The sequence below is a fragment of the Desulfosarcina variabilis str. Montpellier genome, assembly GCF_048565275.1.
In the GTDB taxonomy this organism is placed as follows: domain Bacteria; phylum Desulfobacterota; class Desulfobacteria; order Desulfobacterales; family Desulfosarcinaceae; genus Desulfosarcina; species Desulfosarcina variabilis.
On the sequence record NZ_CP159846.1, the window covers coordinates 7,802,695 to 7,829,013 of the forward strand.

Annotated in this window: 18 protein-coding genes; 12 read left to right on the forward strand and 6 right to left on the reverse strand. The window is 54.8% G+C overall.

All coding sequences use genetic code 11. From position 1 onward, the window contains the following. Window positions 1–315 precede the first annotated feature (315 nt). Both Dvar_RS35325 and Dvar_RS35330 read left to right on the forward strand, forming a co-directional pair. Window positions 316–534: a hypothetical protein gene (locus tag Dvar_RS35325; protein WP_419657925.1), complete on the forward strand. Its 219-nt coding sequence runs from the start codon at window positions 316–318 to the stop codon at window positions 532–534. A 254-nt stretch (window positions 535–788) separates the two neighbouring features. Beyond that, window positions 789–5,048 (forward strand): transporter substrate-binding domain-containing protein, encoded by a 4,260-nt coding sequence (locus Dvar_RS35330; RefSeq protein ID WP_419657926.1) that lies wholly within the window; start codon window positions 789–791, stop codon window positions 5,046–5,048. Window positions 5,049–5,052: 4 nt separating this feature from the next. On the opposite strand, the gene Dvar_RS35335 is transcribed toward Dvar_RS35330, so the two are convergent. Beyond that, entirely contained in the window at window positions 5,053–5,823 is a 771-nt protein-coding gene (locus Dvar_RS35335) for an ADP-ribosylglycohydrolase family protein (RefSeq protein ID WP_419657928.1), read from the reverse strand. A 305-nt stretch (window positions 5,824–6,128) separates the two neighbouring features. Between Dvar_RS35335 and Dvar_RS35340 the strand changes: the two genes are divergently transcribed. The 6 genes from Dvar_RS35340 to Dvar_RS35365 all read left to right on the forward strand — a co-directional run bounded on the left by Dvar_RS35340 (window position 6,129) and on the right by Dvar_RS35365 (window position 17,119). Continuing rightward, complete coding sequence (locus Dvar_RS35340; protein WP_419657930.1) at window positions 6,129–8,075, forward strand: ASKHA domain-containing protein; 1,947 nt, start codon at window positions 6,129–6,131, stop codon at window positions 8,073–8,075. A gap of 642 nt (window positions 8,076–8,717) precedes the next feature. Further along, on the forward strand, window positions 8,718–10,298 hold the full coding sequence (locus Dvar_RS35345) for an acetyl-CoA decarbonylase/synthase complex subunit delta (protein WP_419657932.1): 1,581 nt from the start codon (window positions 8,718–8,720) through the stop codon (window positions 10,296–10,298). A gap of 42 nt (window positions 10,299–10,340) precedes the next feature. Continuing rightward, window positions 10,341–12,374 (forward strand): anaerobic carbon-monoxide dehydrogenase catalytic subunit, encoded by a 2,034-nt coding sequence (cooS, locus tag Dvar_RS35350; protein WP_419657934.1) that lies wholly within the window; start codon window positions 10,341–10,343, stop codon window positions 12,372–12,374. 40 nt (window positions 12,375–12,414) lie between these two features. After that, window positions 12,415–14,631 (forward strand): acetyl-CoA decarbonylase/synthase complex subunit alpha/beta, encoded by a 2,217-nt coding sequence (gene acsB / locus Dvar_RS35355; protein ID WP_419657936.1) that lies wholly within the window; start codon window positions 12,415–12,417, stop codon window positions 14,629–14,631. A 106-nt stretch (window positions 14,632–14,737) separates the two neighbouring features. Next, window positions 14,738–16,075, forward strand: coding sequence for an acetyl-CoA decarbonylase/synthase complex subunit gamma (acsC, locus tag Dvar_RS35360; protein ID WP_419657938.1), 1,338 nt, complete (start codon window positions 14,738–14,740; stop codon window positions 16,073–16,075). Between the two features lie 147 nt (window positions 16,076–16,222). Next, window positions 16,223–17,119, forward strand: a complete 897-nt coding sequence (locus Dvar_RS35365) for a dihydropteroate synthase (protein WP_419657940.1) — start codon at window positions 16,223–16,225, stop codon at window positions 17,117–17,119. A gap of 74 nt (window positions 17,120–17,193) precedes the next feature. Here the strand turns inward: Dvar_RS35365 and Dvar_RS35370 are convergent, their stop codons facing one another. The 5 genes from Dvar_RS35370 to Dvar_RS35390 all read right to left on the reverse strand — a co-directional run bounded on the left by Dvar_RS35370 (window position 17,194) and on the right by Dvar_RS35390 (window position 21,590). After that, entirely contained in the window at window positions 17,194–17,973 is a 780-nt protein-coding gene (locus tag Dvar_RS35370; RefSeq protein ID WP_419657942.1) for a 2Fe-2S iron-sulfur cluster-binding protein, read from the reverse strand. A gap of 3 nt (window positions 17,974–17,976) precedes the next feature. After that, window positions 17,977–18,426: a CBS domain-containing protein gene (locus Dvar_RS35375; RefSeq protein ID WP_419657943.1), complete on the reverse strand. Its 450-nt coding sequence runs from the start codon at window positions 18,424–18,426 to the stop codon at window positions 17,977–17,979. A gap of 32 nt (window positions 18,427–18,458) precedes the next feature. Beyond that, window positions 18,459–18,671: a hypothetical protein gene (locus tag Dvar_RS35380; RefSeq protein WP_419657945.1), complete on the reverse strand. Its 213-nt coding sequence runs from the start codon at window positions 18,669–18,671 to the stop codon at window positions 18,459–18,461. A gap of 59 nt (window positions 18,672–18,730) precedes the next feature. Then, entirely contained in the window at window positions 18,731–20,884 is a 2,154-nt protein-coding gene (locus Dvar_RS35385; RefSeq protein ID WP_419657947.1) for an FAD-dependent oxidoreductase, read from the reverse strand. Between the two features lie 190 nt (window positions 20,885–21,074). Then, window positions 21,075–21,590 carry a 4Fe-4S dicluster domain-containing protein gene (locus tag Dvar_RS35390; protein WP_419657949.1) on the reverse strand — a complete coding sequence of 172 codons (516 nt, stop codon included), beginning with the start codon at window positions 21,588–21,590 and terminating at the stop codon, window positions 21,075–21,077. A 697-nt stretch (window positions 21,591–22,287) separates the two neighbouring features. Between Dvar_RS35390 and Dvar_RS35395 the strand changes: the two genes are divergently transcribed. From Dvar_RS35395 to Dvar_RS35410, 4 genes are all read left to right on the forward strand, one after another. Continuing rightward, window positions 22,288–23,451 carry a sulfite exporter TauE/SafE family protein gene (locus tag Dvar_RS35395; protein ID WP_419657951.1) on the forward strand — a complete coding sequence of 388 codons (1,164 nt, stop codon included), beginning with the start codon at window positions 22,288–22,290 and terminating at the stop codon, window positions 23,449–23,451. Window positions 23,452–23,622: 171 nt separating this feature from the next. Continuing rightward, window positions 23,623–24,237 (forward strand): hypothetical protein, encoded by a 615-nt coding sequence (locus Dvar_RS35400; RefSeq protein ID WP_419657952.1) that lies wholly within the window; start codon window positions 23,623–23,625, stop codon window positions 24,235–24,237. Between the two features lie 73 nt (window positions 24,238–24,310). Then, window positions 24,311–24,799, forward strand: coding sequence for a hypothetical protein (locus Dvar_RS35405; protein ID WP_419657954.1), 489 nt, complete (start codon window positions 24,311–24,313; stop codon window positions 24,797–24,799). Then, complete coding sequence (locus Dvar_RS35410; RefSeq protein ID WP_419657956.1) at window positions 24,799–26,316, forward strand: two-component system sensor histidine kinase NtrB; 1,518 nt, start codon at window positions 24,799–24,801, stop codon at window positions 26,314–26,316. The genes Dvar_RS35405 and Dvar_RS35410 overlap by 1 nt, the downstream gene beginning before the upstream one ends. Window positions 26,317–26,319: the final 3 nt, after the last annotated feature.

Here is a 26,319-nt window from a genome sequence, read left to right on the forward strand (position 1 = left end):
GTGCGCCTTGATGATAAAGGCCCCGGCAACATTTTGTTTTTCCCTAAACTGGGCGATTCAAATTCTGGTATGTATGAAAATGGGTAAGCATGGTAATAAGATAGGTCAATATTGCCTCCCAGAATTTGAATCGCCCAGTTTAGTTTTCGTATCCGCTATCCGAGGCATCGAATATTACCATTTGATAATCCTGCTGTCACATTAGTGCAAGCTTTGGGCGGTAAGGTGTTTTCTCGAATTAACCGTCTCTGGTTTTGCACCAGGAGGCTTTTACCCCCACCTCAAGTGTAAAGAAAGGAAAGGATAACGAGCCCCATGCAACCCATCAATGTTGATATGATTGTACAGGAAATCCTGACCGATATGTCTCTGAAAGATAAAGCCGCCATCGCCAATACCGGCCCGGCCTCGGACCCGCAGCTTGACACGGTGTTCGAAGAGCTGACCCGTGAAGATGATGAAACCAGCAAAGCTGTTTTACGTAAAATCTGGCAGGAATTGCATGAGAGTTATCGAATCAGGCGTGTAAAATAACCCAAATAACCGTGACCGTTTCATCAAATGGCGGTCAGAATCAACTCCTCTGACCGCTTTCCCTTCCCTTCCGATTCGTTCGACCACTCGAGATAAGCCTTGATATTGAATAAAATTAGAGATATAAACTTCCTATCCGTCAATTCACATGACTGAGTACCCATTTGTGCACCCCATCTGCTACGGAAGCTGAAGTGATTTTTCTCTTGGCGGCAATGGCTCAACTTCAGATCAAAAGATTTCAAGGTGACCATATGCTCAAGCGGGTTCTCAGCATTCGGACCGCTGCTTTATGGGCAGTGATGATCTTGGTATGGGTGATCGTTTTACCCATCCCATGGGCCCGGGCCGCAGCGTCGCCCCCCACAACCGTCCGTGTCGGAATCTACGAAAACCCACCCAAGGTGTATACCAATCCGGACGGTATCGTGGCCGGTATTTTCCCTGATATCCTTGATACCATTGCCCACGAAAAAGGATGGCACATCGATTATTTATTCGGGACCTGGGAGCAGTGCCTTCAGCGACTGGAAGAAAATAAAATCGACATCATGGTCGATATCGCCTTTTCTAGAGCACGAGGGAAAAAATTTCTTTTCTCGGATGAATCCGTCTTTTTGAACTGGGCGGCCGTTTACACTCAAAACGGCACCATCGCCGAGAGTCTGCTGGACCTGAAAGGAAAAACCATTGCCGTGGTCAGCGCCGATATTCACACCGTCGGCGATAACGGCATTGAGCAATTGGATAATAAATTTGAACTGAATCTCTCCTACGTGCATGTGGACAGCTATCGCCAGGTTTTTGAAGCGCTCGATCGCGGCGACGTGGAAGCCGGAATCGTCAACCGGCTATATGGTTCCGTTTCCGAAAAAAAGTACGACATTACCCGCTCGCCCCTGATCTTCAATCCGGTACGGCTTAAATTTGCCTTTTCCCGAACCAATCCCCGGGCGGTCAATCTGCGCCGGGATATCGACCAGGTGGTCGGCGAACTGAAAAAAGATTCTGATTCTGTTTTCCATGAAATCATCAATTCCTATCTGGCCGGGGTTGAATTTGACCGGCGCTTTAAAGGCGAGATGCGAACGGTTGTACTGACCAAGACCGAAAAGATCTGGCTCAGACAGCATCCCACGCTGCGTATCGGCGTCGATCCAAACTATCCACCGTACAGTTTTATCGATCCGGATGGCCACTACCAGGGCGTCGCCATGGATTTCATCCGTCTGATCGGTGACCACCTGGGACTGAATATCGAGGTGGTCGATGGGTTGGACTGGCCCCGGATACTGGACGGCGCCAGGAACCGCTCGCTGGACTTGGTGCTGACCGCCACCAACCGCGAGGACAGAAAAGATTATCTCGCCTTCAGCGATATCTATATCCCGACCCCCCTGGTCATCATGGCCCGGGAAAACGACGACAAAATGGATGGTCCGGAAGACCTGGACGGCCAGACGGTCGCCCTGGTCAACCGCTATGCATCCGCCGAGCAGGTGATGAAAGCGCACCCCACGGTGAATCCGGTGATGGTCCCCACCCCCATCGAAGGCCTGACCAAGGTTTGCGTGGGGGAAGCGGATTATTATGTAGGGGTACTGGGCATCAACGATTATCTGATGCACCAACACGGCATTTCCAATCTCAAGGTGGCGGCCCGCTACGATATGCGCTTTGGCGGCCAGAGCGTTGGCGTCCGCAGCGATTGGCCCGAGTTGATAGCGATTCTGAACAAGGCCCTTACGTGCATTCCGGAAAAAAAGAAAATCGCGATGTTCAACGCTTGGATTCCCATGGGGGCCCACCTTGACGGCCCCGCGGCGCTGCAGCACCAATATGCCCTGACGGCCGAGGAGACGGCCTGGATCAAAGACCATCCGGTCATTCGCTGTGGAATTGATCCGGAGTTTTTGCCATTCGAATATGTTGCCAAGGACGGCAGCATGGCCGGCATCGCCTCCGACTACATCAACATTTTAAGCAGCCGGCTGGGGCTCAACTTTGAGGTGGCAACGGGTCTTTCCTGGAGGGAAGTCACAACCCAGGCCGAAAATCGTGAGATCGATGTACTGCCCTGTGTGGCCCGGACCCGTGAAAGAGAAAAATATCACCGCTTTTCGATTCCCTACGCCAAGTTTCACCGGGTGATCATCACGCCGACGGATACGCCTTTCCTTTCCTCCCTGGACGACATTCGGGACCGCCGTGTGGCCGTGCAGGCCAACTCATCCCATGCCGGCTACCTCAAGGATCACACGGATATCACGCCCATCCGTTTTGATACCCTTCAAGAAGCGCTAAGAGCGGTTTCCGAAGGCTCGGCCGATGCCTTTGTCGGCAATATCGCATCGGCCACCTATTGGATTCGCAAGCAGCATCTGACCAATCTGAAAGTCGCCGCACCGGTTTCCTATGAGGTTCAGAAACTGCACTTCGCAGTGCGCAAAGACTGGCCCACCCTGGTGGGGATCATCGATAAGGGGCTGTCCTCGATCAGTTTGGCCAAAGAAGACAAAATCAGAAAAAAATGGATCGATGTGGAGTACAAACCCGGGCTCAATCCCGGTGATATCTGGAAATACATGCTAAAAGGGCTTGGTGGTGCGCTTTTTATTCTGATCGCTATCCTGGCCTGGAACTATCAGCTCAAAAAAGAAATCGTCAAACGCAAAAAAGTCGAGCAAGATCTGACCTACCGCCTTGAATTCGAAACCCTGCTGCTGGAGATGTCATCGCTGTTCATCAGCCTGAAAACCGAACAGATCAGCAACGAACTGAACATTGCCCTGAAACACATCGCCGAATTCATCTCCGCGGATTCCGGTTTTGTATTTCGCCTCTCGGATGACGGAAGCTGTATATCCAACACCCACGGCTGGTTTTCCGGCACGACCAAAACCAGTTTGCACGCGTTTCAGGAAATGGATGTGACCCAGATGCCTTTTCTCACCGATTTACTCAAAAAAGGAGAAGTGCTTTCTGTGCCTGCTGTTGATAATCTTCCGCCAACCGCCGCCAATGAAAAACACTTTTTGTTGTCGCTGGGTATCAAAGCCATTGTAAGCATCCCCATGAAAATGGGTGGCAGCACCATCGGCTTTCTGGGTATCGCATCCACTCAGGCGCGCAGGGTGTGGAGTGACGATGAAATTGCACTGTTGGAAGCGGTCGGACAGATTTTCTGCAACGCATTGCAACGCAAAAAAACGGAAGAGGCCTTGCAGCAGACCCATAACGAGCTGGAGTGTCGTATCGAGGAACGGACCGCCGATCTGGCCATGGCCAACCGTACCCTGCAGCAGGAAATCAACGACCGTAAACAAATGGAGATCGAAAAAGAGAATCTGGCCAAACAACTGATGCAGTCCCAAAAAATGGAGGCCATCGGCACCATGGCCGGCGGAATCGCCCACGACTTCAACAATATCCTGATGCCCATCATGGGATATACGGAATTGACCCTCAGCAATTTGGACACCGGTTCCAAGGACCGCGATTATCTTCAGCAGGTGATTCGCGCCAGCCACCGTGCCAAGGACCTGGTCAAACAAATTCTCACCTTCAGCAGGCAAGATGAGAATGAGAAACGGCCCATCGAAATCAATCCGCTGGTCAAGGAAACCGTCAAACTGCTCCGCTCGTCGCTCCCCTCAACTATTGAAATCCGCGAAACCATTGATTCCTCGGACGGCTGCATCCTGGGCTGCCCGACCCAAATTCACCAGGTGGTGATGAATCTGTGCACCAACGCCTACCATGCCATGCGCATGCAAGGCGGCGTGCTCGGGGTCACCGTAAGCCATACCCTGCCAACCCCAGTCGATGACACGGTTCCCCCGGCGTTGATCGATGATGGATTTGTACGCCTTACCATCAGCGATACGGGCCACGGTATCGATCCGTCCATCAAAGATCGCATACTGGAGCCCTATTTCACCACCAAGCCTGCCGAAGAGGGAACAGGACTGGGGCTTTCCGTTGTACACGGCATCGTTAAAAGCCACAAAGGGCATCTGACCTTTGAAAGCGAGCCGGAAAAAGGAACCACCTTTCATCTCTTTTTTCCCCGGATCGCCCGGTCTGACGTCCCTGTCGAAACGGGTATGGTCAAACAGATCCGCGGCGGCCATGAAACCATCTGGGTCCTCGACGATGACGCCATGATCGCCCACATGGAAAAAAGCATGTTGGCCCATTTCGGGTACCCCGTGCGTGTCTTTACGGACAGTCAGAGCCTGTGGGAGGCGTTCCAGTCGTCCACGAACGAGGTTGATCTGGTGGTGACCGACATGACCATGCCCAAGATGACCGGAGCCGAACTGGCGGAGAAAATCATTGGCGTCAGGCCGGATCTGCCCATTGTCATCTGCTCCGGTTTCAGTGAGACCATCAACGATCAGAAAGCCCGGGCCAAGGGCATCTGTGAATTTATCATGAAGCCGGTGGTCATGAACGATCTGGCCGAGGCGGTCCGGCGCCTGTTGGACGAAAAGGCCCGGCCGGCCAGCTGAGATGTCAATATGCACAGTTGAATTGCTCGGCAAACCGGTCCACCACCGCCAGCAGTAACGGGGGCAGTTTCTCACGAATCTGGATAATGATATCAGAAGGGACGGTTTTGTAATAGGCTTGGGCGATGGCACCGGCAATACAGGCCATGGTATCCGCATCACCGCCCAGGGAGATGGCATTTTTAATGGCGGACTCGAAATCCTTGCTGTCCAGGAAGGCAATGATCGACTCGGGGACCGATCCCTGGCTGGTCACATCAAAGGCATAGACAGGTCTGATCTCATCCAGGCAACGGCCCAGGTCATAGGCAAACCATTTTTCGATCTGCCTGCGGATACAGGCTTTATCCTCTCCTTTACGGGCCAGAAAGACGGCCAGCGCCGTTGCCTGGGCGCCCTTGATGCCTTCAGGATGGTTATGGCTCACCGCAGCGGTTCGCAACGCCTGGTCCATCACCATGTCAATGGATTCAAAGGCAAACCCCACCGGGGACACGCGCATGGCCGAGCCGTTGCCATAGCTATAGTAAGGCAGGCAGTTGGGATCCCAAATCCAATGCCAAAACGATCCCCCGTATGGCAAATTGGGATATTGCCGGGCGAAGGACTGGATTGATTGGCCATAGTCCTGGCCATGCAGAATGGCGTCGGCCACGGCAATGGACAGCACCGTGTCGTCGGTAAAATCCGCCACCACCATGGGAAAGGCAACGGTCTTGATGGGGTCGTGCTCGTAAGGAGAGCCGATCATGTCGCCTGCTATCGCGCCGATCATTTTCTAACCCTCTTGTTAATAAAATGGTAATATGTTATTGAAAATCGGGAATGCATCGAAAAACAGAGGGGAAGCAGAAAACAGCGTGTCGCGGAGCATCAACATGGAGAAAAACCATTATTTCTTTCTTTTACTGAAATTAAGGACAAATTTCAATGTGTAATTCCTCGCCATTAAATGATAATAGAAAGCTTGATTCGCGAATTTAACCGGTCTGCACCCGATACGTCAATTGTATGGCCGCCGCTGCCCTGGCGACTGTGGGGAAAGCTATCCATAAAGCAAAAAATGGAGGGAATCGACTGATGGTCCATACGATTACATTTCTCCCCCATAACCGGGAGATACAGGTAAACGACGGTGAGAAGCTGATTCGCGCGGCCATGGATGCCGGCGTGCATATCAATGCGTCCTGCGGTGGTGAAGGGGTCTGCGGCAAGTGCCGGGTTATCATCGAAGCCGGCACGGTGGAAGGCGGGCTGAGTGAACAGGTCAGCCCCGAGGACCGTGACAAAGGGGTTCGCCTGGCCTGCCGGTCGACGGTCACCGGGGATGTGACGGTCCGCGTGCCGGTGGAGTCGACCATCGACGCCAGTGTGCTCCGCCAAAGCTATGTCCCGCGGCGCACGGCGCGTATCCAGCAAAAGGATCTGAACGATCTCAAAGAAGCGGGTCTGTTCCTGCCGCCGGTGGAAAAGATTTATATTGAACTGCCCAAACCGGACAACCAGGACCATCTGCCCGACGTGACTCGGCTGGTCAGCCACCTGAAACTTCATCACGATGAGCACCGCATGACGGTCAGCCTGCCGGTGATCCGCAAAATTCCTGATGTGTTACGTGAAGCTGAATTCCGGGTAACCGCAACCATGGCCAGGCCGATCATAGAAACTGGCAAGACCGAAATCATCAACGTCCAGCCCGGCGACACCACCGACTACAACTACGGCATCGCCATGGACATCGGCACGACGACCATTTATGGTCAGCTGATCGACTTGAAAACCGGCGAGGTGCTGTCCGATCACGGTGAGTTCAACGGCCAGATTAGCTATGGGGAGGATGTGATCAGCCGCATCGTGTTTGCCGAAAAAGGCGATGGCCTGGACCGGCTGCAACGGGTCGTGGCCAACACCATCAATACCATCATCAATAAGATCATAAAACGGGCCAAGGTCGATCCGGACAACATCTCCGCCATCACCCTGGCTGGCAACACCACCATGACTCAGCTGTTTCTGAAGGTCAATCCGCGCTATATCCGGCGCGCCCCGTATGTGCCGGCATCCACGCTCTACCCGCCCATCCGGGCCAAGGATCTGGGTCTGGACGTGGAAGATCATGTCACCGCCTTGGTCTATCCAGCCGTATCGAGCTACGTGGGTGGCGATATCGTGGCCGGCGTCATGGGCTCGGGGCTATATCTCGACGAGCCACTGACCCTGTTTATGGACATCGGCACCAATGCCGAGATTGTCATCGGTAACCGTGACTGGTTGGCCTGTGCAGCCTGCAGTGCGGGACCGGCCTTTGAAGGCGGTGGCATCAAATTCGGCATGCGGGCGGCCAAGGGTGCCATCGAGGATTTTTCACTGGACCCGGTGACCTGGGAACCGATGCTCATGACCATCGGCAATGTACGCCCTAAGGGTATCTGCGGCAGCGGCCTGATCATCATGACCGCCGTGATGTTCGAACTGGGCTTGATTAACAACCTTGGCAAATTCAACCGTGACCTGGCCACCGATCGCCTGCGAGAAGATGAGGGCGTGTGGGAATATGTGCTGGCCTGGGCCGAGGAAACACAGATCGACCGTGACATTACCCTCACGGAAATCGATATTGAGAACCTGATCCGTGCCAAAGGTGCCATCTACAGCGGCTGCATGACCCTTTTGGCCGAGGTGGGCATGGGCATGCAGGATATCGAACGCATCATCCTGGCCGGCGGGTTCGGCAGCTACGTGGATCTGGAAAAAGCCATGACCATTGGTCTCTTGCCTGAAATCGATCCGGAGAAGGTGACCTTTATCGGCAACAGTTCCCTGATGGGGGCCAAAATGAGCAGCCTGACCAACCGTATCCGACGCGATGTCGGAGAAGTGACCCGCAGCATGACCAGCTTCGAGCTCTCCGAGACACCATCGTATATGGACAACTACATCGCCGCGCTGTTCCTGCCCCACACGGATCTGGACCAATTTCCGCGTCTCAAGGCGCGGCTTGCCAACCGATCATCGAAAGTCAACTGATATTGAAAAAAATGACGCGCCGGTTTACAACAAAACCGGCGTTGTTGCTTAAGGTTCCGTTATCGAGGACCTGATCTGCTGATAAGATCTGTTTTCTCACACCGCTTAGTTTTGAGTTTTTGTTCAAAAAATACATTTTTGTTTTTTTCTTCTAAAGCACATTTTTTTCTCGTCCCACAAAGCCCATAGATGAAGCCAATCTAGTAGGAAATTGGGATTTAATCACTTTCATCTATTGACAAATAAACCAGCCAAGATATAAGAATAACGTCTGGTTTTCTGCCTTAGGGAAGCAGCGAGCCACCTTGAACCAAACGACTATTTCGTTATTTTTACAACCTATTGTTGCGGCAGGCAAATAAGTCATTATTTGCACACCCGAGGACTGTTTATACGATGAGGCATTGTTTGAATAGGAGAAAAAACAACCACATCTGCCGCTGTCTGATTCACTGCCCACCTATACGATTCCCTGGCTTTCTATCTACCGTCGTAGATTTTACATATATAAAATACATTATGAAAGGGGGCCTAAGATTTTCAGTTCCAGGCTGATATTCTGCGCATCGGCCGCGACACGCATCATTTCAAACAGTTGTAGATAACCTCGATTATTAACCGGTAGCTGATAAGGAGGTAACGTTGAGTTTCGAATTTTACAAAGAATCCTATGCAGGGGGGATCAAGGCGATCTCCATCGGTAAGGGTGACAAGGCCATTACCGTTGGCGGCGAGACCTGCTATCCATTCTATCAGTTTGAGGGGGAGATGCCCCACAAACCAAGGATTGCCATGGAAATTTGGGACATGGAACCTGAGGAATGGCCAGCAGCAGCCTTGGAACCGTTCAAGGACGTGGTATCCGATCCAGCCGCATGGGCCAAAAAATGCGTGGACGAATATGGTGCTGAAATCATCGTCCTGCAACTCAAAAGCACCGATCCCAACGGCAATGACGCCAGCCCGGCGGATGCATCGGCCACAGTCAAGAAGGTACTGGGCGCCGTCGATGTTCCCCTGATTGTCTGGGGTGTTGCCAATCATGAAAAAGACGAAGCGGTCTTCAAGCAGATTGCTGAGGACTGCCAGGATGTTCAGCTGACCCTGGGCCCCGTCGAAGACAAAAACCATAAAGGTATTGGCGCCGCCGCCATGGGCTACGGTCATGCCATTATCAGTTCGTCTCCGATCGACGTCAACCTGGCCAAGCAAGTCAACATCCTGCTCGAAAACCTGGGTATGCCCATGGACCGCGTGATCATCGATCCAACCACCGGTGGTTTGGGCTACGGGATGGAGTACTCCTACTCGGTTATGGAACGTCTCAGAATGGCGGCCATGGCTCAGGGGGATGACAAACTCCAGATGCCGATGATCAACAACCTGGGTAATGAAGTCTGGAAGTGCAAGGAAGCCAAGCAGACGGTCGAAGACGCCCCGACCCTGGGTGATCCGGAACGCCGTGGCATCCTGATGGAAGCCGTGGGAGCAGTCACCTATCTGATGGCTGGCTCTGATGTTTTGATCATGCGCCATCCTGAGTCGATCCGCCTGGTCAAGGCCTATATCGATGTGGCCATGGATGGCGGCAGCCTCGAAGATCTGGCACCCATTGCCAAACGCCTGGATGGGGTCGACGTAGATCTGGCCGCCCTGGCACCGGAACCGGACCTGACCATCGAGGAAGAAGAGAAGAAAGCCGCACCGGCTGCCAAGGCCGCACCGAAAGCTGCTGCCAAACCGGCTGCCAAGGCCGCCGCTAAACCTGCTGCCGCTGCCCCGGCTGCTAAACCTGCTGAACCTGCCCCGGCCGCTGCCCCGGCTGCACCCGCAGCCGATCCCGAAGCTGAAGCCAAAGCCAAGGCTGAAGCCGCGGCCAAGGCCGAAGCCGACGCCAAGGCCAAGGCAGAAGCCGACGCCAAGGCCAAAGCAGATGCAGAAGCCAAGGCCAAAGCGGATGCAGAAGCCAAAGCCAAGGCTGACGCCGAAGCCAAAGTCAAGGCTGAAAAGGAAGCCGCAGCCAAGGCTGCCGCCGAACGTGAAGCCGCTGAAGACGCCCTGCGCCAGAAGCGTGCCGCCGAGCGTGAGGCACATGCTGCCCAGCGTGCCACCGGTGCCAAGGACGAGGTCATTGCCATGACCCCCGCCGCCGAACAGAAGAGCGATGTCGAAAAAATTCTGGACAAGCTCAACTGGGTGCACAGGCGTGTACCGCTGTACTAAATCGCTAACCCTTGCCAAAACCAATACGAGGAGGAACCTCTGATGGCAGAAATTAAAAAACCAGTCGCGAAGAAAGCCGCGGCCCCGAAATTGGCCGATCCTATCGCCGCAACCATTGATCCGGCCAGCCAGGAAATGATCGTCCGCGCCCAGAAAATGGGTATCGATACGGTATTCGACCGCGCCGTGCAGATGAAACCCTGTAACATCGGTGTTCAGGGCATCTGCTGTAAAAACTGTTCCATGGGCCCCTGCCGCCTGCCGCTGCCCAAGGGCGGCATCCAAGGCGAGGATACCCGCAAGGGCCTGTGCGGGGCCACGGCCAACACCATCGCCGCGCGTAACTTCATCCGCATGATCGCCGGCGGTGCCTCCGCGCACTCCGACCACGGCCGTTGCGTGGCCGAGGTGTTTTTGAGCGCGGCTCGCAAGGAGACCGAGGCGTATAGGATCAAAGACACCAACAAACTGCTGCAGATCGCTCCCTGGCTGGGCGTCGAGATCACCGTTGAGGAAGACGGCGAGGTCAAGGATCGCGACATCGACGAAATCGCCCTGGAAGTGGCCGAGAAGGCCATGAACGAGTGGGGCAAGGCCGAAGGACAGCTGCTCTTCGCCAAGCGCGCCCCGGAGGCACTGTACGAAAAATGGAAGAAAAACGGCGTGATTCCGCGCAATATCGACCGTGAAATCGTCGAGATCATGCACCGCACCCACATCGGCGTGGATATGGATTACAAAAACCTGATGAAGCAGGGTACCCGCGCCGCCATCGCCGACGGCTGGGGCGGATCCATGCTGGCCACCGACCTGCAGGACGTGCTCTTCGGCACCCCCTACCCCCTGCAGTCCGAGGCCAACCTGGGCGTGATGAAGGAAGACCACGTCAACATCGTCGTTCATGGCCATGAGCCGGTGCTCTCCGAGATGATCGTGGCCGTCTGCCAACGACCCGAAATCATCGAATACGCCAAGTCCAAGGGCGCCAAGGGCATTCAGCTGAGCGGCATCTGCTGTACGGCCAACGAAGTCCTGCAGCGCCACGGCATCCCGTCGGCCACCACCTTCCTGTCCCAGGAACTGGCCATCATCACCGGCGCCTGCGACGCCATGGTGGTGGACATCCAATGTATCATGCAGAACCTGGCCAACGTGGCCGCGTGTTTCCACACCAAGCTGATCACCACCCACCCCATCGCCAAGATGGAACAGGACAACGTGATCCACATCGAATTTGACGAGCATTACGCCCTGGAAGACGCCGAGAAGATCGTACGAATGGGCATAGACAACTTCGAAAACCGCGGCGCCGAGGTAATGATTCCCCAGCAAAAGTGCACCCAGATCGCCGGGTTCGGCGTGGAGTCGATCCAGTATCACCTGGGCGGCACCTTCCGCGGCAGTTACTATACCCTGAACGACAACATCATCAACGGCCGCATCCGCGGCATCGCCGGTGTGGTGGGCTGCAACAACGCCCGCACCCGTCATAACGAAGCCCACATCGAAGTCGTTAAGGAACTGATCAAGAACGACGTCATCGTCCTGACCACCGGCTGCAACGGCATCGCCTGTGCCATGGCGGGCCTGTTGACCCCGGAATCCGCCGCGGTGCATTGTGGCCCGGGCCTGGCCGAGGTATGTGAGGTCGTGGGTATCCCGCCGGTCCTTCATATGGGATCCTGCGTGGACAACAGCCGCATCCTGCTGGCGGCCACCGAAGTGGTCAAGGCCGGCGGACTGGGCAAAGACATCTGTGACCTGCCGGCCGCGGGTAGCGCGCCCGAGTGGATGAGCGAGAAAGCCATCTCCATCGGTCACTACTTCGTCGTTTCCGGCGTGTACACGGTCTTCGGCGTCACCCTGCCCACCTCCGGTGCGCCGGTGTTCCACAATCACATTTGCAAGGAATATGAAAAGCTCTACGGCGGCATGTGGGATATCGAGGCCGATCCGATCAAGCACGCCCACCTGATGATCGCCCATATCGACAAGAAGCGCCAGGAACTGGGCATCGACAAGGCCCGGGAACGCGTCCTCATGGATATGGCCGACCGCCAGGCACTGGAAGGGTAGTTGATCTTCAACCAGATCCTCAACGAAGGAGGAATACGATATGTCTAAATTAGTCGCATTTGCCGCCATTCAGGGTGGATACAAGGTGGTTTCCACCGCTGAAGGCCGTTACAAAAAAGCACTGGATACCTACAACGCCGATACCAAGATCGGGTTTCCCAACACGGCTTACTACCTGCCGGTGATCTACTCGCTGACCGGCATGAAGGTCGAGACCCTGGAAGACCTGAAAAAACCCCTGGAATTTGCCCGCGGCCTGCTGCCCCCGCACGTCAAAGGTAAAAACCACCTGCCCTACCTCGGGCCCCTGCTGGACGCCGGCATGGCCGCCATCTTCTCCTACGAGATCATCGAAGCCCTGCGGATTCTGGACCAGCCGGATTTCTACCAGCCTGAAGCGGAGGACCCGGACATCGACAATGGCAAGATCTGGTTGGGACCGGCCGACGACGCTATCCTGAGAAAGCGTGGCGTGGAGTTCGTGGACGGTTCTGCCCCCGGCTTCGCCGCCGTCGTGGGCGCCGCCCCCACACCGGAAATCGCCAAGGACATTATCGAGGACTATCAGCGGCGCAGCCTTTACATGTTCTGTGCAGCCAACCACAACGGCACTTCCGTTATCGAACAGTTGCTCGAACTGGGTGTGCAAGTCGGATGGAATACGCGCATCGTGCCCTTCGGCCCGGACATCAGTTCGGCCGTGTTCGCCCTCGGGTTCGCCAACCGCGCCGCTATGTCCTTTGGTGGGGTAAAACCCGGCGATCATAAAAAGATCCTGCTCTACAACAAGGATCGAATCTTTGCCTTCGTCAACGCCCTGGGCGACATCGGCACAGAATGGGGCGTAGCCGCTGCCGGTTGCGTCAACTGGGGTTTCCCGACCCTGGCCGATACCGACATCCCCGAGATCCTGCCCACGGGTATCTGTACCTACGAGCATGTGGTCGCCAATGTGCCCCATGACGAGATCTGCCAAAAATCGGTGGAAGTCCGCGGTCTCAAGACCATCGTCTCCGACATCGAAATCCCCTGCGCCTTTGGTCCGGCTTACGAGGGTGAGCGTGTGCGCGGCGCCGACCTGTATGTTCAGTGCGGTGGCGGCAAGACCCAGTGCACCGAGCTGGTCAAGATGGCCGAAATGAACGAGATCGAAGACGGCAAGGTCATCGTCGACGGTCCCGATGTAGGTGATCTGAAAAAAGGCGACACCTTTCCCATGGGTATATTCATACAGGTGGCCGGCCGCGAAATGCAGCCCGACTTCGAGCCGATCCTCGAGCGCCAATGCCATCATTTGATCAACTACATCCAGGGGATCATGCATATCGGCCAGCGCGATATCTCCTGGGTACGCATCAGCGACAGCGCCATCGAAAAGGGTTTTACCCTGAAGGACATCGGCGTGGTGCTGCATGCCAAGTTCCATCAGGATTTCGGTAAAATCCTCGACAAGGTCCAGGTCACCCTGATGACCAAGAAGGAAGACGTGGACAAACTCACCACCCGAGCCCGTGCCGAGTACAAGATGCGTGACGAGCGCGTTGAGAAGATGACTGACGAGGATGTGGAGATCTTTTACTCCTGCACCCTTTGCCAGTCCTTCGCCCCCAACCACGTGTGTTCGGTCAGCCCCGAACGGACCGGTCTGTGCGGTGCCTACAACTGGATGGACTGCAAGGCCTCTTACGAGATCAACCCCACCGGCCCCAACCAGCCCATCGAAAAGGGCGAGTGCATCGATCCGGTGCTGGGCCAGTGGAAAGGCGTCAACGACTTTGTCTACAAAGCCTCCCGCGGCGCCGTCACTCATTATAACTTCTACTCCATGGTCCATGACCCCATGACCACCTGCGGGTGCTGCGAGTGCATCGCCGCCATGCTGCCCTCGTGCAACGGCGTCATGACCGTCAACCGCGACTACTCCGGGGAAACCCCCTGCGGTATGAAATTCACCACCCTGGCCGGGGTCATGGGCGGTGGGGCATCTTCGCCCGGGTTTGTGGGCCACTCCAAGTTCAACATCACCCAGAAAAAATTCATCAAGGGTGACGGCGGCCTGCACCGCATGGTCTGGATGCCCAAAATCCTCAAGGAAGAGATCAAGGAGCGTATAGAAAGATACGGCAAGGAAAATGGTATCGATAATTTTTACGACATGATCGCCGATGAAACCGTGGGTACCACCGAGGAGGAGATCCTGCCCTACCTCCAGGAAAAAGGCCATCCGGCCCTGTCCATGGATCCGATCATCGGATAAACGACATAATGACGGGGTGGGCATGGGCTGTCTGCCCCGTTTATGCGAAACGATTCCCCGGCCCATTGCGGCCGGGTGAATTGCCCATACAGATAAGGAGAAGAGTATGGCATTAACCGGTATTCAGATATTTAAACTCCTGCCCAAGACCAACTGTAAAGAGTGCGGGGTTCCCACCTGCCTTGCCTTTGCCATGAACCTGGCATCCGGTAAGGCCGAACTGGACAGTTGCCCCTATGTTTCCGACGAAGCCCGGGCCCAACTCTCAGAGGCATCCGCCCCCCCCATCCGTCCCTTCACGATCGGCAAGGGTGTGCGCAAGGCGGGTACCGGTGGCGAAACCGTACAGTATCGTCATGAGAAAACCTTCTACAGCCCGACCCTGTTGGCCGCCCAGGTGGGTAGCGACATCGCTGCCGCGGACCTGGAAACCAAGCTCAAAACCTGGAACGCCTTCCAGTTTGAACGCGTGGGATTCAACCTGCGCCCCGAACTGGTGGCGGTTAAGGATGCCGGCGGCGATGCTGCGGCATTTGCCGCCGTGGCCAAACAGATCGCCGAAACATCGGAATTCAACGTGATCCTGATCACCGAGGATGCCGCTGTAATGAAAGCCGGCGTGGAAGCCTGCGGGTTCAAACGGCCCCTGATGTACGCGGCCACCGAAGCCAATGCCGACGATTTCGGTGCCATCGCCCTGGAAAACGATCTGCCCCTGGCGATCAAAGCCGATTCGGTTGACGGCCTGACCGCCCTGTCGGAAAAACTCACCGGCATGGGCATCAAGGACCTGGTGCTGGATCCGGGTTCCCGTGATCCCAAGCAGTCCAACCAGGATATGATCGGCATCCGCCGCGCCGCCCTGAAGGACAGCAACCGTGCCGTGGGTTTTCCCACCATCGCCTTCCCGTGTGAGATGGCCTCCAACATCGACGTGGAAACCATGCTGGCCGCCATGTACATCGCCAAATACGGCAGCATCGTGGTGTTGTCCGACTTTACCGGTGAAAACGTCTTCCCGCTGCTGCTCGAGCGGCTCAACATCTTCACCGACCCGCAGCGGCCCATGACCGTTACCGAGGGCATCTACCCGATCAACAACCCGGATGAGAACTCCAGGGTGCTGATAACCACCAACTTTGCTCTGACCTACTTCATCGTTTCCGGCGAAATCGAGGCCAGCAAGGTTCCCACCTGGCTGCTGATCAAAGATTCCGAAGGCCTGTCGGTTCTCACGGCCTGGGCCGCCGGCAAATTCGCGGGCGACGATGTGGGTATGTTCGTTAAAAAAAGCGGCATCACCGACAAGATCAAACATCAGGAAATCGTCATTCCCGGCTATGCCGCCGCCATCGTTGGCGACGTGGAAGAGGAACTGCCCGGCTGGACCATCACCGTAGGTCCCCGGGAAGCCGCGCACATCCCCGGCTTCCTCAAAGCGTAACCGCTACATGATAATCAAACGGTCAGGGTCACAGGCCCTGACCGTCATTTCCTGGCCGGCTTGCCGGCCATTTATTGGCAATAGCGTCATTCGTGGCCGGAACACTGGCCGGAACATGATGCCGAGTAAAAGAAAGGAAGTGAGAGTATGTTACTGATCGGCGAAAGCTTGAACGTTATCTCTACAAAGATCGGCCGCGCCTTCAAAGAGCGTGATCCCAAACCGATCCAGGAAGAGGCCCTCTTCCAGAAAGAAAAACGGATGGACTACATCGACATCAACCTCGGACCGGCCAAGAAAGACGGCCACGAGTTGATGCCGTGGGTGGTTGAAGTGGTTCAGGATGTGGTTCCGGATGTTCCCCTGGCCCTGGACACCTCCAATATCGATGCAATCGAAGCGGCCCTCAAGGTCATCAAGCAGGTTCCCGATGGAACCCCGCACATCGTTAATTCCATCATGTGCCGTCCGGAACGCTACGAGCGCATGGTCCCCATGACCGCCGAGCACAATGCGGACTTCGTCGCCCTGATGTGGGGTCCCGATGGCTTGCCCCGTGACGAGAACGAACGCGCCGCCCTGTGCGTGGAACTGCTCTACTTCGCCAACGAAGCCGGCATTCCCAATGAGAAAATCTGGGTCGACGGCATCGTCACCCCGGTCAACATCCAGCAGCCCCAGGCCATCAGCCTGATGGAATTCCAGAAGATGCTTCCGGATATGGCACCGGGCGCCAAAAGCACCTGCGGCCTGTCCAACATCTCCAATGGACCGCCCGATCACCTGCGTCCGATCCTCAACCAGACCTATACCGTGATGCTGATGAAATGCGGCATGTACTCCATCATCTCCGATCCCCGCGACGAGCTGCTGACCCAGATCTGCAAGGGTGAGCGTCAGGACATCGTTGATCTGATCTACGGCATGATGGACGGCAATCAGCCGGATCGCAGCAGCCTCTCCAAAGAAATGCTGGACTACGCCAAGACCGTGGATGTCATCCTCGGCAACACCCTGTTCTCCGACTCCTGGCTGGAAGTCTAACAACACCACCATCTACCAATAAAAAAAGCCCCTTCCCGCTGGAAGGGGCTTTTTTTATTGGTAGATGGTGGGTCTTAATGGCCGGGCATACGGGTCTTGATCGAATGCTCAACAGCCGCCCGGGTGCGATCGGAAAACAGCTTGGCGCAGGTCGGGCAATAGTGGTGGGTTTCCTTGACATGGGGATGCGGAGCCGTACGACGCTCGATGAAGTCCATAAATCGGGTGGTCGCAAACCAGCGGCCACACCCCTGACAGCGTTCCAGCGGATGCTTGCCGATAATTTCGTCACGGATGATGATCGATCGGACATTCTCATTGTCTTCCACCCGTATGGCACCGGTGGGACAGAGGTTGGCGCATGTTCCGCAACCGATACAACGATCAGGCTCGGGCACGACAAACGGTACCCCATCGATCTTCTTCATTTTGAGCGCACCGGCCCCGACGATTTCCTTGCACACCCGGATACACAGGCGACAGCGCACACAACCGTCCGGCGGAGGCCCCAGGTCAACACCGTACTCGGCGGCCATGCGGCGCAGCCGCGTGGACTGGGGCGCCATGCGCAATAAGTTTTTAAAGGCTTTGCTGCGGGCGGCATCCACGATGGGGCCACTGGTTTGGATTTCAAGGCCATCCGAAACTTTGAGAATGCAGGAAAGCATGGCAATCTGACGGCCACCGGTGCGGCCGCTCATTTCCACCGCGCATAGTTTGCATGCCCCGGATGGTTTCAGGGCCGGATGATAGCACAAGGTGGGGATGTTGATCCCATTGGCGCGCGCCACCTCAAGTGCACTCTGTCCTTCTTCTGCCTGGTAAGCCGTGCCGTCGATAACCACAGTAATCATAATTTAGTCCTGTACGGCGTCTTGTAGATCCGTAATGTATTCCTGAAGGTAATGGAGTTCAGCGGTCAGTTCACCCACATGATGCTTGACCAGATCGGAAATGGTGAGCATTGCGGCAATCTGCCGATCCTTGACCACCGGCAGGTGCCGGATATCGGCCTGGATCATCATGGCCATGGCGCTGCTGACCAGGTCCTCGGGCTGAGCCACAATCAGTTTGGCCACCATGGCTTCCCGCAGGGGCATTTCCCGGAAAAGCCGGCCGCGCCAGGCCACATGGCAGCGCAACACGTCCCGTTCGGTAAAAATCCCAACCGGTTTTTCACCATCCATGACAATCAGGGCCGAAGTCTGCTGCTCGGTCATCTGAACGATGGCGTCCTCGGCGGTTTTTTCAACCGGAATGGTATGCACCGTCCGGATTGCTTGCTTCATCACGTCTTGAACCCGCATGGTGATGGCGCTCCTTGTACTTGTATTCTGATTCACTCATCAATGGCCCGCAAACAATCCTGGGGCAACCGGTGGGTTCCCTTGCCATCCAGGCTCACCTCCACCAGGGCATCCGGGTCGTTGATAGCCGTATCCGGATCCGTGATAATGCCGTGCAGGCCGACAAAGCGGTCCATATAGGATTCCCAGCTTTCGTCTTTGCTGCGCTGGTACACTTCAACCTTCTGTCCCTTGCGAAACCCCATGGCGCCCCCTTTTTTTAAGATACAATTCAAACGAAGGAAATCACAAATTCTAAATATTTCTATACCGGTAGCGTGTCCACATTGAACCGGGCGGTTTTTTTACGGGCACAGTCCTCGCACACCATGACCTGTTCAGACACCTGGCCCACCGATTTTACACGCTTGTTGATGAAGTCAAGATACTTACGCGGTCCCATGGCCTTGCCGCAGGAATCGCAAAAGACCAGCTTTTGCCGGTTTAAGATTGTACCGCACAAGAGCAACAGGCGTTCATCGCCCCGATCCTCGATGCGCATGGCGCCGGTAGGACAGTTGGCCGCACAGGCTCCACAAAGGATACAACGCTCCTCGGTGATACGCAGATCCGTGGGCACGGGATGATCAAAGTCCATGTAACCCATGTTCAGGGCGCTGATGCCCATTTTGTCCCGGCAGACCTCGATACAGCGGCCACAACGGCGGCAGATATCGCATCGCAGGCAGCGGCGGGCCTCTTCGCGGACCATGTTTTCCGTATAGCCCAACTCCACCTGTTGAAACGTGGTCCGGCGGCGGTCCATACCAAGCATATCCATGACCGGCCTTTTGATGACGGTTTTGGTGCTGGCCGGCACTTCAATGCATTCTTCACGGCGCCTGCGCACCGGCACCGGCGGCATTTGCGGCTGGGGAATCCCCAGCAGGTAACGATCAATGGCTTCGGCCGCTCGCTTACCGCCGCCAATGGCCTCAATCACCGTGGCCGGCCCGGTCACCGCATCACCGGCGGCAAACACGCCATCAATGGACGTTTGCATGGTCACTGAATTCACATCAATGGTCCCGCGCCGGGTCCATCCCATAGTTTTCATCTCTCCCATGCACAATTGATCCACCTTCTGGCCGATGGCACTGATCACCACATCCGCGTTCATCGTATACTCACTACCCAGAATCGGTACGGGGGACATGCGGGTGGAGCCATCGCGCTGCACCAATTCGGCCCGCACGCAAGCAAGGCCTGTGATGCAGTTATCCTGTCCCACAATCTTGGCTGGAATGGTAAGAAACGAAAAACGTACGCCTTCTTCTTCGGCCTGCTCGACCTCTTCCTCATCGGCCGGCATTTCATGGCGCGTCCGGCGATAGGCAATGGTCACCTCGGGACAGCCCAGGCGCAGGCAGGTACGGGCCGCATCAATGGCCACATTTCCGCCCCCCACCACCACGACCTGTTTGCCGGGCTTGCGCCGGTCGCCCAGGGCCACGCGACGCAACAGATCGATGGCTTCCATGGTCTGAGGGAAGTCATCTTCTCCGGGAATGCCAAGCTTATAGGCCTTGTGGGCGCCGATGGCAAAGAAAAAGGCAACATACCCTTCGGCTTTCAAGGCATCCAGGGTCACATCCTGGCCAAAGCGGGTGTTGAAGGCAAAGGTGACGCCCAGTTCCTCCAGCATGGCCACTTCCCGGTCGATCACTTCCCGGGGCAGCCGGTAGCGCGGAATCCCCACCATGATCATCCCCCCGGCCATGGGCAGGGCTTCGATCACATGCACCCCATAGCCTTTGAGCGCCAGGTAATAGGCCGCGCTAAGGCCACCCGGACCGGCACCGATCACGCAAACCCGCTTGCCTTTGTCAGGCTCCTTGTCAGGATTGCGATAGGTGCCTTCGCTCATGGCCCGTTCAGCGGCAAAGGCTTTTAAAAATTTAATGGATACCGGCGTATCCATGCGCCCCCGCACGCACATGAACTCACAGGGCCGGGTGCACACCAGACCGCAAACCCAAGGGAACGGATTGTCACGACGGATCACATCGATGGCTTCGGCATCCCGCCCCTGGCCGATCAGGGTCACATAGGTGGGGACATCAATTCCCGCTGGACAGGCCATCTGACAGGGTGCCGGCGTCAACCATTCGCAGGTTTCCGTCGGACAGTTGTGGGTTTTGACGTGACTTTCAAACACCTCCATGTTGTCGGCAAGGGTTTGATTGAGGTGCTGGCCAAGGCGCCTGCCTTGCGGTTCTTTTTTTTCCAGTAATTCCTGGATTAAATCTTGAACCGCCGGCAAATGATCATCACCGGCACGGCCCCAGGCCACATCATTCAACAGGCTGTGGATTTCCTCGGCGATTCGCCGGCTGCGAGGGTGTGTCAATCCCCCCGAAGCAATGGTGTCATCAATAAAAAGAATACTTTCCGTGACCGGACATTGGTTGCTTACCATGCATGACCTCATAAGGCACCTTGATCCCGCCAACCGTTACTTTCGGGCCATGTACCGGAACAACAGATGCCATGATCATTGCACCGGTCATGGAAAAGGCCCCTCTTCGGGACCGGCCCTTAAGAATAATCCAGGATGGCGGGGTGGCGCTAGAAACATCGGTAATAAAATATTTCTATCAAAAAATCCGTCAGAATGCGGTGTGCTCCAGGGAAGCAACAGTCTGGGCATGACGTTCTCGACGAATCTGTGTCATATCTTCCACTTTGCCGAACTTCAGGCAGTGGGTCGTGCAGGTGGTAACGCAGGCCGGATCCAGCCCCTGATCGATGCGGTCCATACAATAGTCACACTTGACCACTTTACCGGTTTCCGGATTCCACTGCGGTGCTCCCCAGGGACAGGCTGAGATACAGGTTTTACAGCCTACGCAAAGGTTGTGATCAACAAAGACAATTCCATCACTGCTGCGCTGTTGCATGGCACCGGTGGGGCATGCCGCCACACACCATGGATTTTCACAATGAAAGCAGGGCATGAAAATATAGGCCGCACGGGGTAGCCCGCCGATCATTTTAGGCCCCACCTGAATAATCTGACATAATCGCGGACCGATGGTCAGCCCTTTATTGGCTTTACACTGCACTTCACAGGCATGACATCCAATGCATTTTTTGGTGTCCTGGAATAAATAGTATTTACTCATAATCCTCGCATCCTCGGTGAAGGCCGGCATCCAAGACCAATGGCCGGGCAGACCTTATATTAAAAAGCTGAACAGTTGAGTGGCCCCAATACGTTACCCGACAACGTATCGGTTGATTAAACGCGAAAGAATCGATTGTTCAATCAAGCAAGAGCTATACCACATATAAATCTATTATATACGGGTATATGGATACCGCAATAAAAAAAAATTTCTTTAAATTCAATTAGATCCAACTTGATTTTCAGAATCAGGAGAGACACGGATGACGCCCGGGGCGGATCGCAAGCAACAGAACGCAATTTTTTGTTAGCACCGAAATATTTTTATTGCATTTTTTTACTTACTGAAAATATAGTATATTCAATGCAATAAACAAATGGCAACAAAAACATTGCACAATATATTTGATGCGGTTCACGTATCGGATCCTTCGCGCACGCTAAACTGACTCACGATCTTCCTATCAAACTGTTAATATTGCGTTTTCAAGCATTTATAGCATTGTTTGCGCCTATCTTTGCCTGGCATGCAACTTGCTGGTCAACAAACAATTTTTTGTTTTAGTCTGACAGGAGGTGATGTCCCAAACACGTTAAGGACTGAAAGAAAAGGAGGATGAGAACCATTCATCCGTGAATTTAAAATTGGTCGAGCGGGTGTTCGGCCAGCACCATTAACATCCGGGAGGATAACCATGAAAAGAAAGTGTATTTTGCCCATCGTACTGTTGATGCTGTTTTCAATTATGGTTGCACCGGCATTGATCGACACCAATGCGTATGCCGGACAACTGGAAGATGCCATTGCAGCCACCCCCCAAGGAACCGAGCCCGGCCAGATTGATCCCAACGCCAAACCCGGGTTTTTAGGGATTCCCGGTGCCCCCGCACCCAGTATGATCGCCGGTTTTCTCTGGGCCATCTGGGTCGGCTGGATTTTCTCCACCGTGGGCGCCTTTGGCGGCATCATGTCCGGTGTCGGCCACATCACTGTTTTCGGCTTGGCCGACTATGGTAAGGGATTCAAACAGACCTCGCCCATGCTCAATAAATTGATCACCGATAGCATCCGTGTATCCAACCAGTGGATGGTGGGCCTCTCCGGCGCCGTATCGAGCTGGAATTACTATAAAATGGGACGTCTGGTCCTGCCTTTGGGCCTCATGCTGGCCATCGGCTCCATTTCGGGTAGCTTTTTGATTCCCGTCATCACGGCCGGCAAGATTTCCCTGAAAGCCTATCTGGGCTACTTCGGCTTGGTGGTGTTCGTCATCGGCGGTTTTCTGTTCTATGAAACCACGCCCAAGGGTCAGGCCGGCAAAAAAGAGGCCAAAGCAGCGGCCAAGGCCTTTGAAGAATCTCACATGAAAGGCGGCGCCAAGGTCGATGAGTCCGAACAGGGTGTCAAGGTCAAATCCTGGGGGTTCGGCAAGATCACCTTCACCTTTTATGGCGTCGAGTTCAGCTTCAATCCCATTGTCCCCATTATCGGCGGTTTTCTTATCGCCGCGCTGGCTTCTTTCTTGGGTGTCGGTGGCGGATTCCTGTTTGTTCCGTTCTTGACCAGCGTTGCCGGACTGCCCATGTTCCTCGTGGCCGGCACCTCGGCCCTGACTGTTCTGGTGGGCATGATCATCAGTATCTTCACCTACATGGTCGTTAAAGGCATACCGGTGTTCTGGCCCCTGATCGGCGTCGAGCTAATCGGCATTTTCGTGGGCTCCATGATCGGACCGCGCACCTCCAAATATATCCCGGACATCTGGCTCAAACGCCTGTTCGTCGTTTTGGCCATTTACGTGGGGCTGCGTTACACCACCAAGGGTTTCCTGGGGTACAGCATCGTTCCGCCGTTTTAATGGTTTAATGGGTATACCACCCGCAAACAGCATCTTTTGGTCCAGGCCGGCGCTCTCGCTCGGCTGATGTCCTCAACCTGAGGCATACAAAGCAATTGCAATTCCCGGGGTCAGCACCGACCGCTGCCCCGGGAACATTTCGGATCATTACAGCGTCCAAGGAAAGTGTCAATGGAATTACTCAGCGCCATATATAACGGGATCGACGGATTTTTAATTTCATTCTACCGCCTTGTCGAGATTCCGATCCTTGGGTACTACATCGGGACCGGTGTCCTGTGCCTGATCTGCGTCGTTGTTGGCCAGATGACCTATTGTTGGGCCTACCGCCGCAATCACCGGTTTTTCAGCTCGGATAGCAGCGAAATGATCCATATGCACAATTTGTCCATCAAGGCGCTTGGTGCCAAAAACAAAGCAGCATATAAAAGTTGTAACAAGCAGGCCAATGATGCCTTTGGTAAATATTTTTTCTCCCAGGTGGCGATTAATATTTCGTCGCTATGGCCGGTTCCCTTTGCTCTGGGATGGATGCAAAATCGTTTTGGTGACGTCGAGTTTGCACTTCCCATTTCACTCCCCGGTTTCGGTACGTCAGTCGGGTTCATGTTTACGTTCTTCCCCATCTATGTGCTGACGTACATTTTGTTCGGAAAAATAAAGCACAAAGTCCCCTACTTTTCATCTTTCGAACAATGGCGCAAGGTGAGCCATTCAGAAGCCGAGGAAATGATGAGCTTTTCCGATTTGGCCGGCCCCAAGGCGCCAGATTCAACCATCTCATAATCTGTCCACACGCCATTTCGTGCAGGTATTATCCTTGCGCTGGCGGTGCTGCAGTCGACCGTTTTGAGATCCTATGCAACCGACCTCGCATCATTCACACGCAATCGTAACGCTTATCATCGTCTGTGTCCTTTGGCCGGTGGATAGCCTGGCCACTCAGGGTCATGCCGGCATCGAAGGCGTATTGGTCCACCAGTTCGCCCATTTGTTTTTTCTTTTCTCCATGGGGCTTTTGATTTTCTGGCTGCGCCAGGCCGGATTGGTCAAAGCGCCGGGATGGCGTTACATTCAATATGCCGCCGTTTTTTTCATTCTCTGGAACCTTGATGCGTTTTTGGTGCATTATCTGGACGAACAGTGCCTGGCCGTGACGGTCACCTCCATCGACTCCTGGCACATTCGCATTGAGGCCATGAAAGGTCCGGATTGGCTGGCAGGATTGTACTATCTGACCAAGCTGGATCATTTGCTGTGTGTACCGGGTATGGCCTGCCTCATGCTGGGATTGCGCCACATGCTTCGGGAAACCCGCCAAACCGACCCGGGTGGGGGGACACCATAATGACCGTCACCGTTTTTCCCATCTGGTTCGTCGATGTTGTCGGGTCGGTTCTGATGATCTTTTTTTCCTTCATCAGCCTGGCCTATTGTCTCCAGCTGAAAAAAAAAGACCCCACCAACATCATTATCAATTATTTGTTGTGGGTATGCGTTGCCCTGGCCGTGTTCGCGATTTCCCGTTCCGCCGGGCATCTGCTCAAACAGATTCTCATCCTGACCGACCATCACGACTGGTGGACACAAATCCGGCCTTTCTCCGGAGCCGTTAACACATTCACCTTTATCGTTGTCGCCTCGGTAACACTCTTTTTCGAGCGCACATGGTCCATCTATGGGACCATTCTCAAAGATCGCCAGGCACTGCAGACCGCCCATGAGGGACTGATTTACCTCAACCAAAATTTAGAGCAACTGGTGGAACAGCGCACCGAGGCCCTGGCCATCTCGGAACAAAAATACCGGCGCATATTCGAGGTATCCAAGGATATGATCCTGGTCACCCGCACCGACGGTCGCATCGTCAACATCAACCCGGCCGGCAAACAGCTGATTGGCCTGTCTGCCGTCAGTGATCCCCATATCAGCGGACGGTTTTTCCAGGAGTACCTGTCAGCGCCCGAGGACTGGACAACGATCACCCAACATATCGAAAATCGGAGTTTTATTTCCAGTGAGGAATTCGACCTTTGTCTGGAAGACGGTGGCCGGCGGCGCGTGCTGCTATCCGGTTCTCTGGCAAAAAGTCCCAGCGAAGAGGGCGAAACCATCCATTTTCTGATCAAGGATATCGAGCAGCGCCGGCTGATGCAAAAACAGATGGCCCAGGCAGACAAACTGGCGTCCATTGGCGAGCTCTCTTCGGGAATCGCCCATGAAATCAACAATCCACTGGGCATTATCCTGGGCTACACCCAGTTGCTGTTAAGGGGTGAAGACCCGCAATCGGCCCGGTTCAATGACCTAAAAACCATTGAAAAACATGTTAAATCATGCAAGGCCATTGTCGAAGATCTGCTCAATTTTGCCCGGACATCCCGTTCTCAAAAAAAACGCCTGGATATCCACCCCATCATCGACGACGTGATTGGTTTTGTGCGCCACCATAGTAATGTGGAAAACATCCAAATCGAAACCCATTTTGCATTCGGCATTCCGGATGTTCTCATGGATGAAAAAAAGATCAAACAGGTTCTGATCAATCTGTTGATGAATGCCATCCATGCCGTCACCCCCGAGGGAACCATTCGGATCACCACGGGGCTGAATGGAAAAAACAATCGGGTAATGGTGGAAATTAGCGATACGGGACATGGCATTGCCAAAGAAAACCTGCCCAGGGTGTTTGATCCCTTTTTTACCACCAAGCCTACGGGAGAAGGAACGGGCTTGGGGCTTTCGGTCAGTTACGGCATCATTAAGGGGCATGGGGGTAACATCACCGTCTGGAGTAAACCAGACCAGGGTGCGACGTTCACCATCCTTTTACCGGTCAACCCGCCATCGCTTTCAGGGAGATAGATC

Excerpts from the sequence above, each read along its gene's own strand:
- Dvar_RS35330 (WP_419657926.1), top strand. The coding sequence starts at position 789 with ATGCTCAAGCGGGTTCTCAGCATTCGGACCGCTGCTTTATGGGCAGTG.
- Dvar_RS35325 (WP_419657925.1), top strand. The coding sequence starts at position 316 with ATGCAACCCATCAATGTTGATATGATTGTACAGGAAATCCTGACCGAT.
- Dvar_RS35370 (WP_419657942.1), bottom strand. The coding sequence starts at position 17,973 with ATGATTACTGTGGTTATCGACGGCACGGCTTACCAGGCAGAAGAAGGA.
- acsB (WP_419657936.1), top strand. The coding sequence starts at position 12,415 with ATGTCTAAATTAGTCGCATTTGCCGCCATTCAGGGTGGATACAAGGTG.
- cooS (WP_419657934.1), top strand. The coding sequence starts at position 10,341 with ATGGCAGAAATTAAAAAACCAGTCGCGAAGAAAGCCGCGGCCCCGAAA.
- Dvar_RS35365 (WP_419657940.1), top strand. The coding sequence starts at position 16,223 with ATGTTACTGATCGGCGAAAGCTTGAACGTTATCTCTACAAAGATCGGC.
- Dvar_RS35395 (WP_419657951.1), top strand. The coding sequence starts at position 22,288 with ATGAAAAGAAAGTGTATTTTGCCCATCGTACTGTTGATGCTGTTTTCA.
- Dvar_RS35385 (WP_419657947.1), bottom strand. The coding sequence starts at position 20,884 with ATGGTAAGCAACCAATGTCCGGTCACGGAAAGTATTCTTTTTATTGAT.
- Dvar_RS35380 (WP_419657945.1), bottom strand. The coding sequence starts at position 18,671 with ATGGGGTTTCGCAAGGGACAGAAGGTTGAAGTGTACCAGCGCAGCAAA.
- Dvar_RS35335 (WP_419657928.1), bottom strand. The coding sequence starts at position 5,823 with ATGATCGGCGCGATAGCAGGCGACATGATCGGCTCTCCTTACGAGCAC.
- Dvar_RS35340 (WP_419657930.1), top strand. The coding sequence starts at position 6,129 with ATGGTCCATACGATTACATTTCTCCCCCATAACCGGGAGATACAGGTA.
- Dvar_RS35390 (WP_419657949.1), bottom strand. The coding sequence starts at position 21,590 with ATGAGTAAATACTATTTATTCCAGGACACCAAAAAATGCATTGGATGT.
- Dvar_RS35410 (WP_419657956.1), top strand. The coding sequence starts at position 24,799 with ATGACCGTCACCGTTTTTCCCATCTGGTTCGTCGATGTTGTCGGGTCG.
- acsC (WP_419657938.1), top strand. The coding sequence starts at position 14,738 with ATGGCATTAACCGGTATTCAGATATTTAAACTCCTGCCCAAGACCAAC.
- Dvar_RS35375 (WP_419657943.1), bottom strand. The coding sequence starts at position 18,426 with ATGCGGGTTCAAGACGTGATGAAGCAAGCAATCCGGACGGTGCATACC.
- Dvar_RS35405 (WP_419657954.1), top strand. The coding sequence starts at position 24,311 with ATGCAACCGACCTCGCATCATTCACACGCAATCGTAACGCTTATCATC.
- Dvar_RS35400 (WP_419657952.1), top strand. The coding sequence starts at position 23,623 with ATGGAATTACTCAGCGCCATATATAACGGGATCGACGGATTTTTAATT.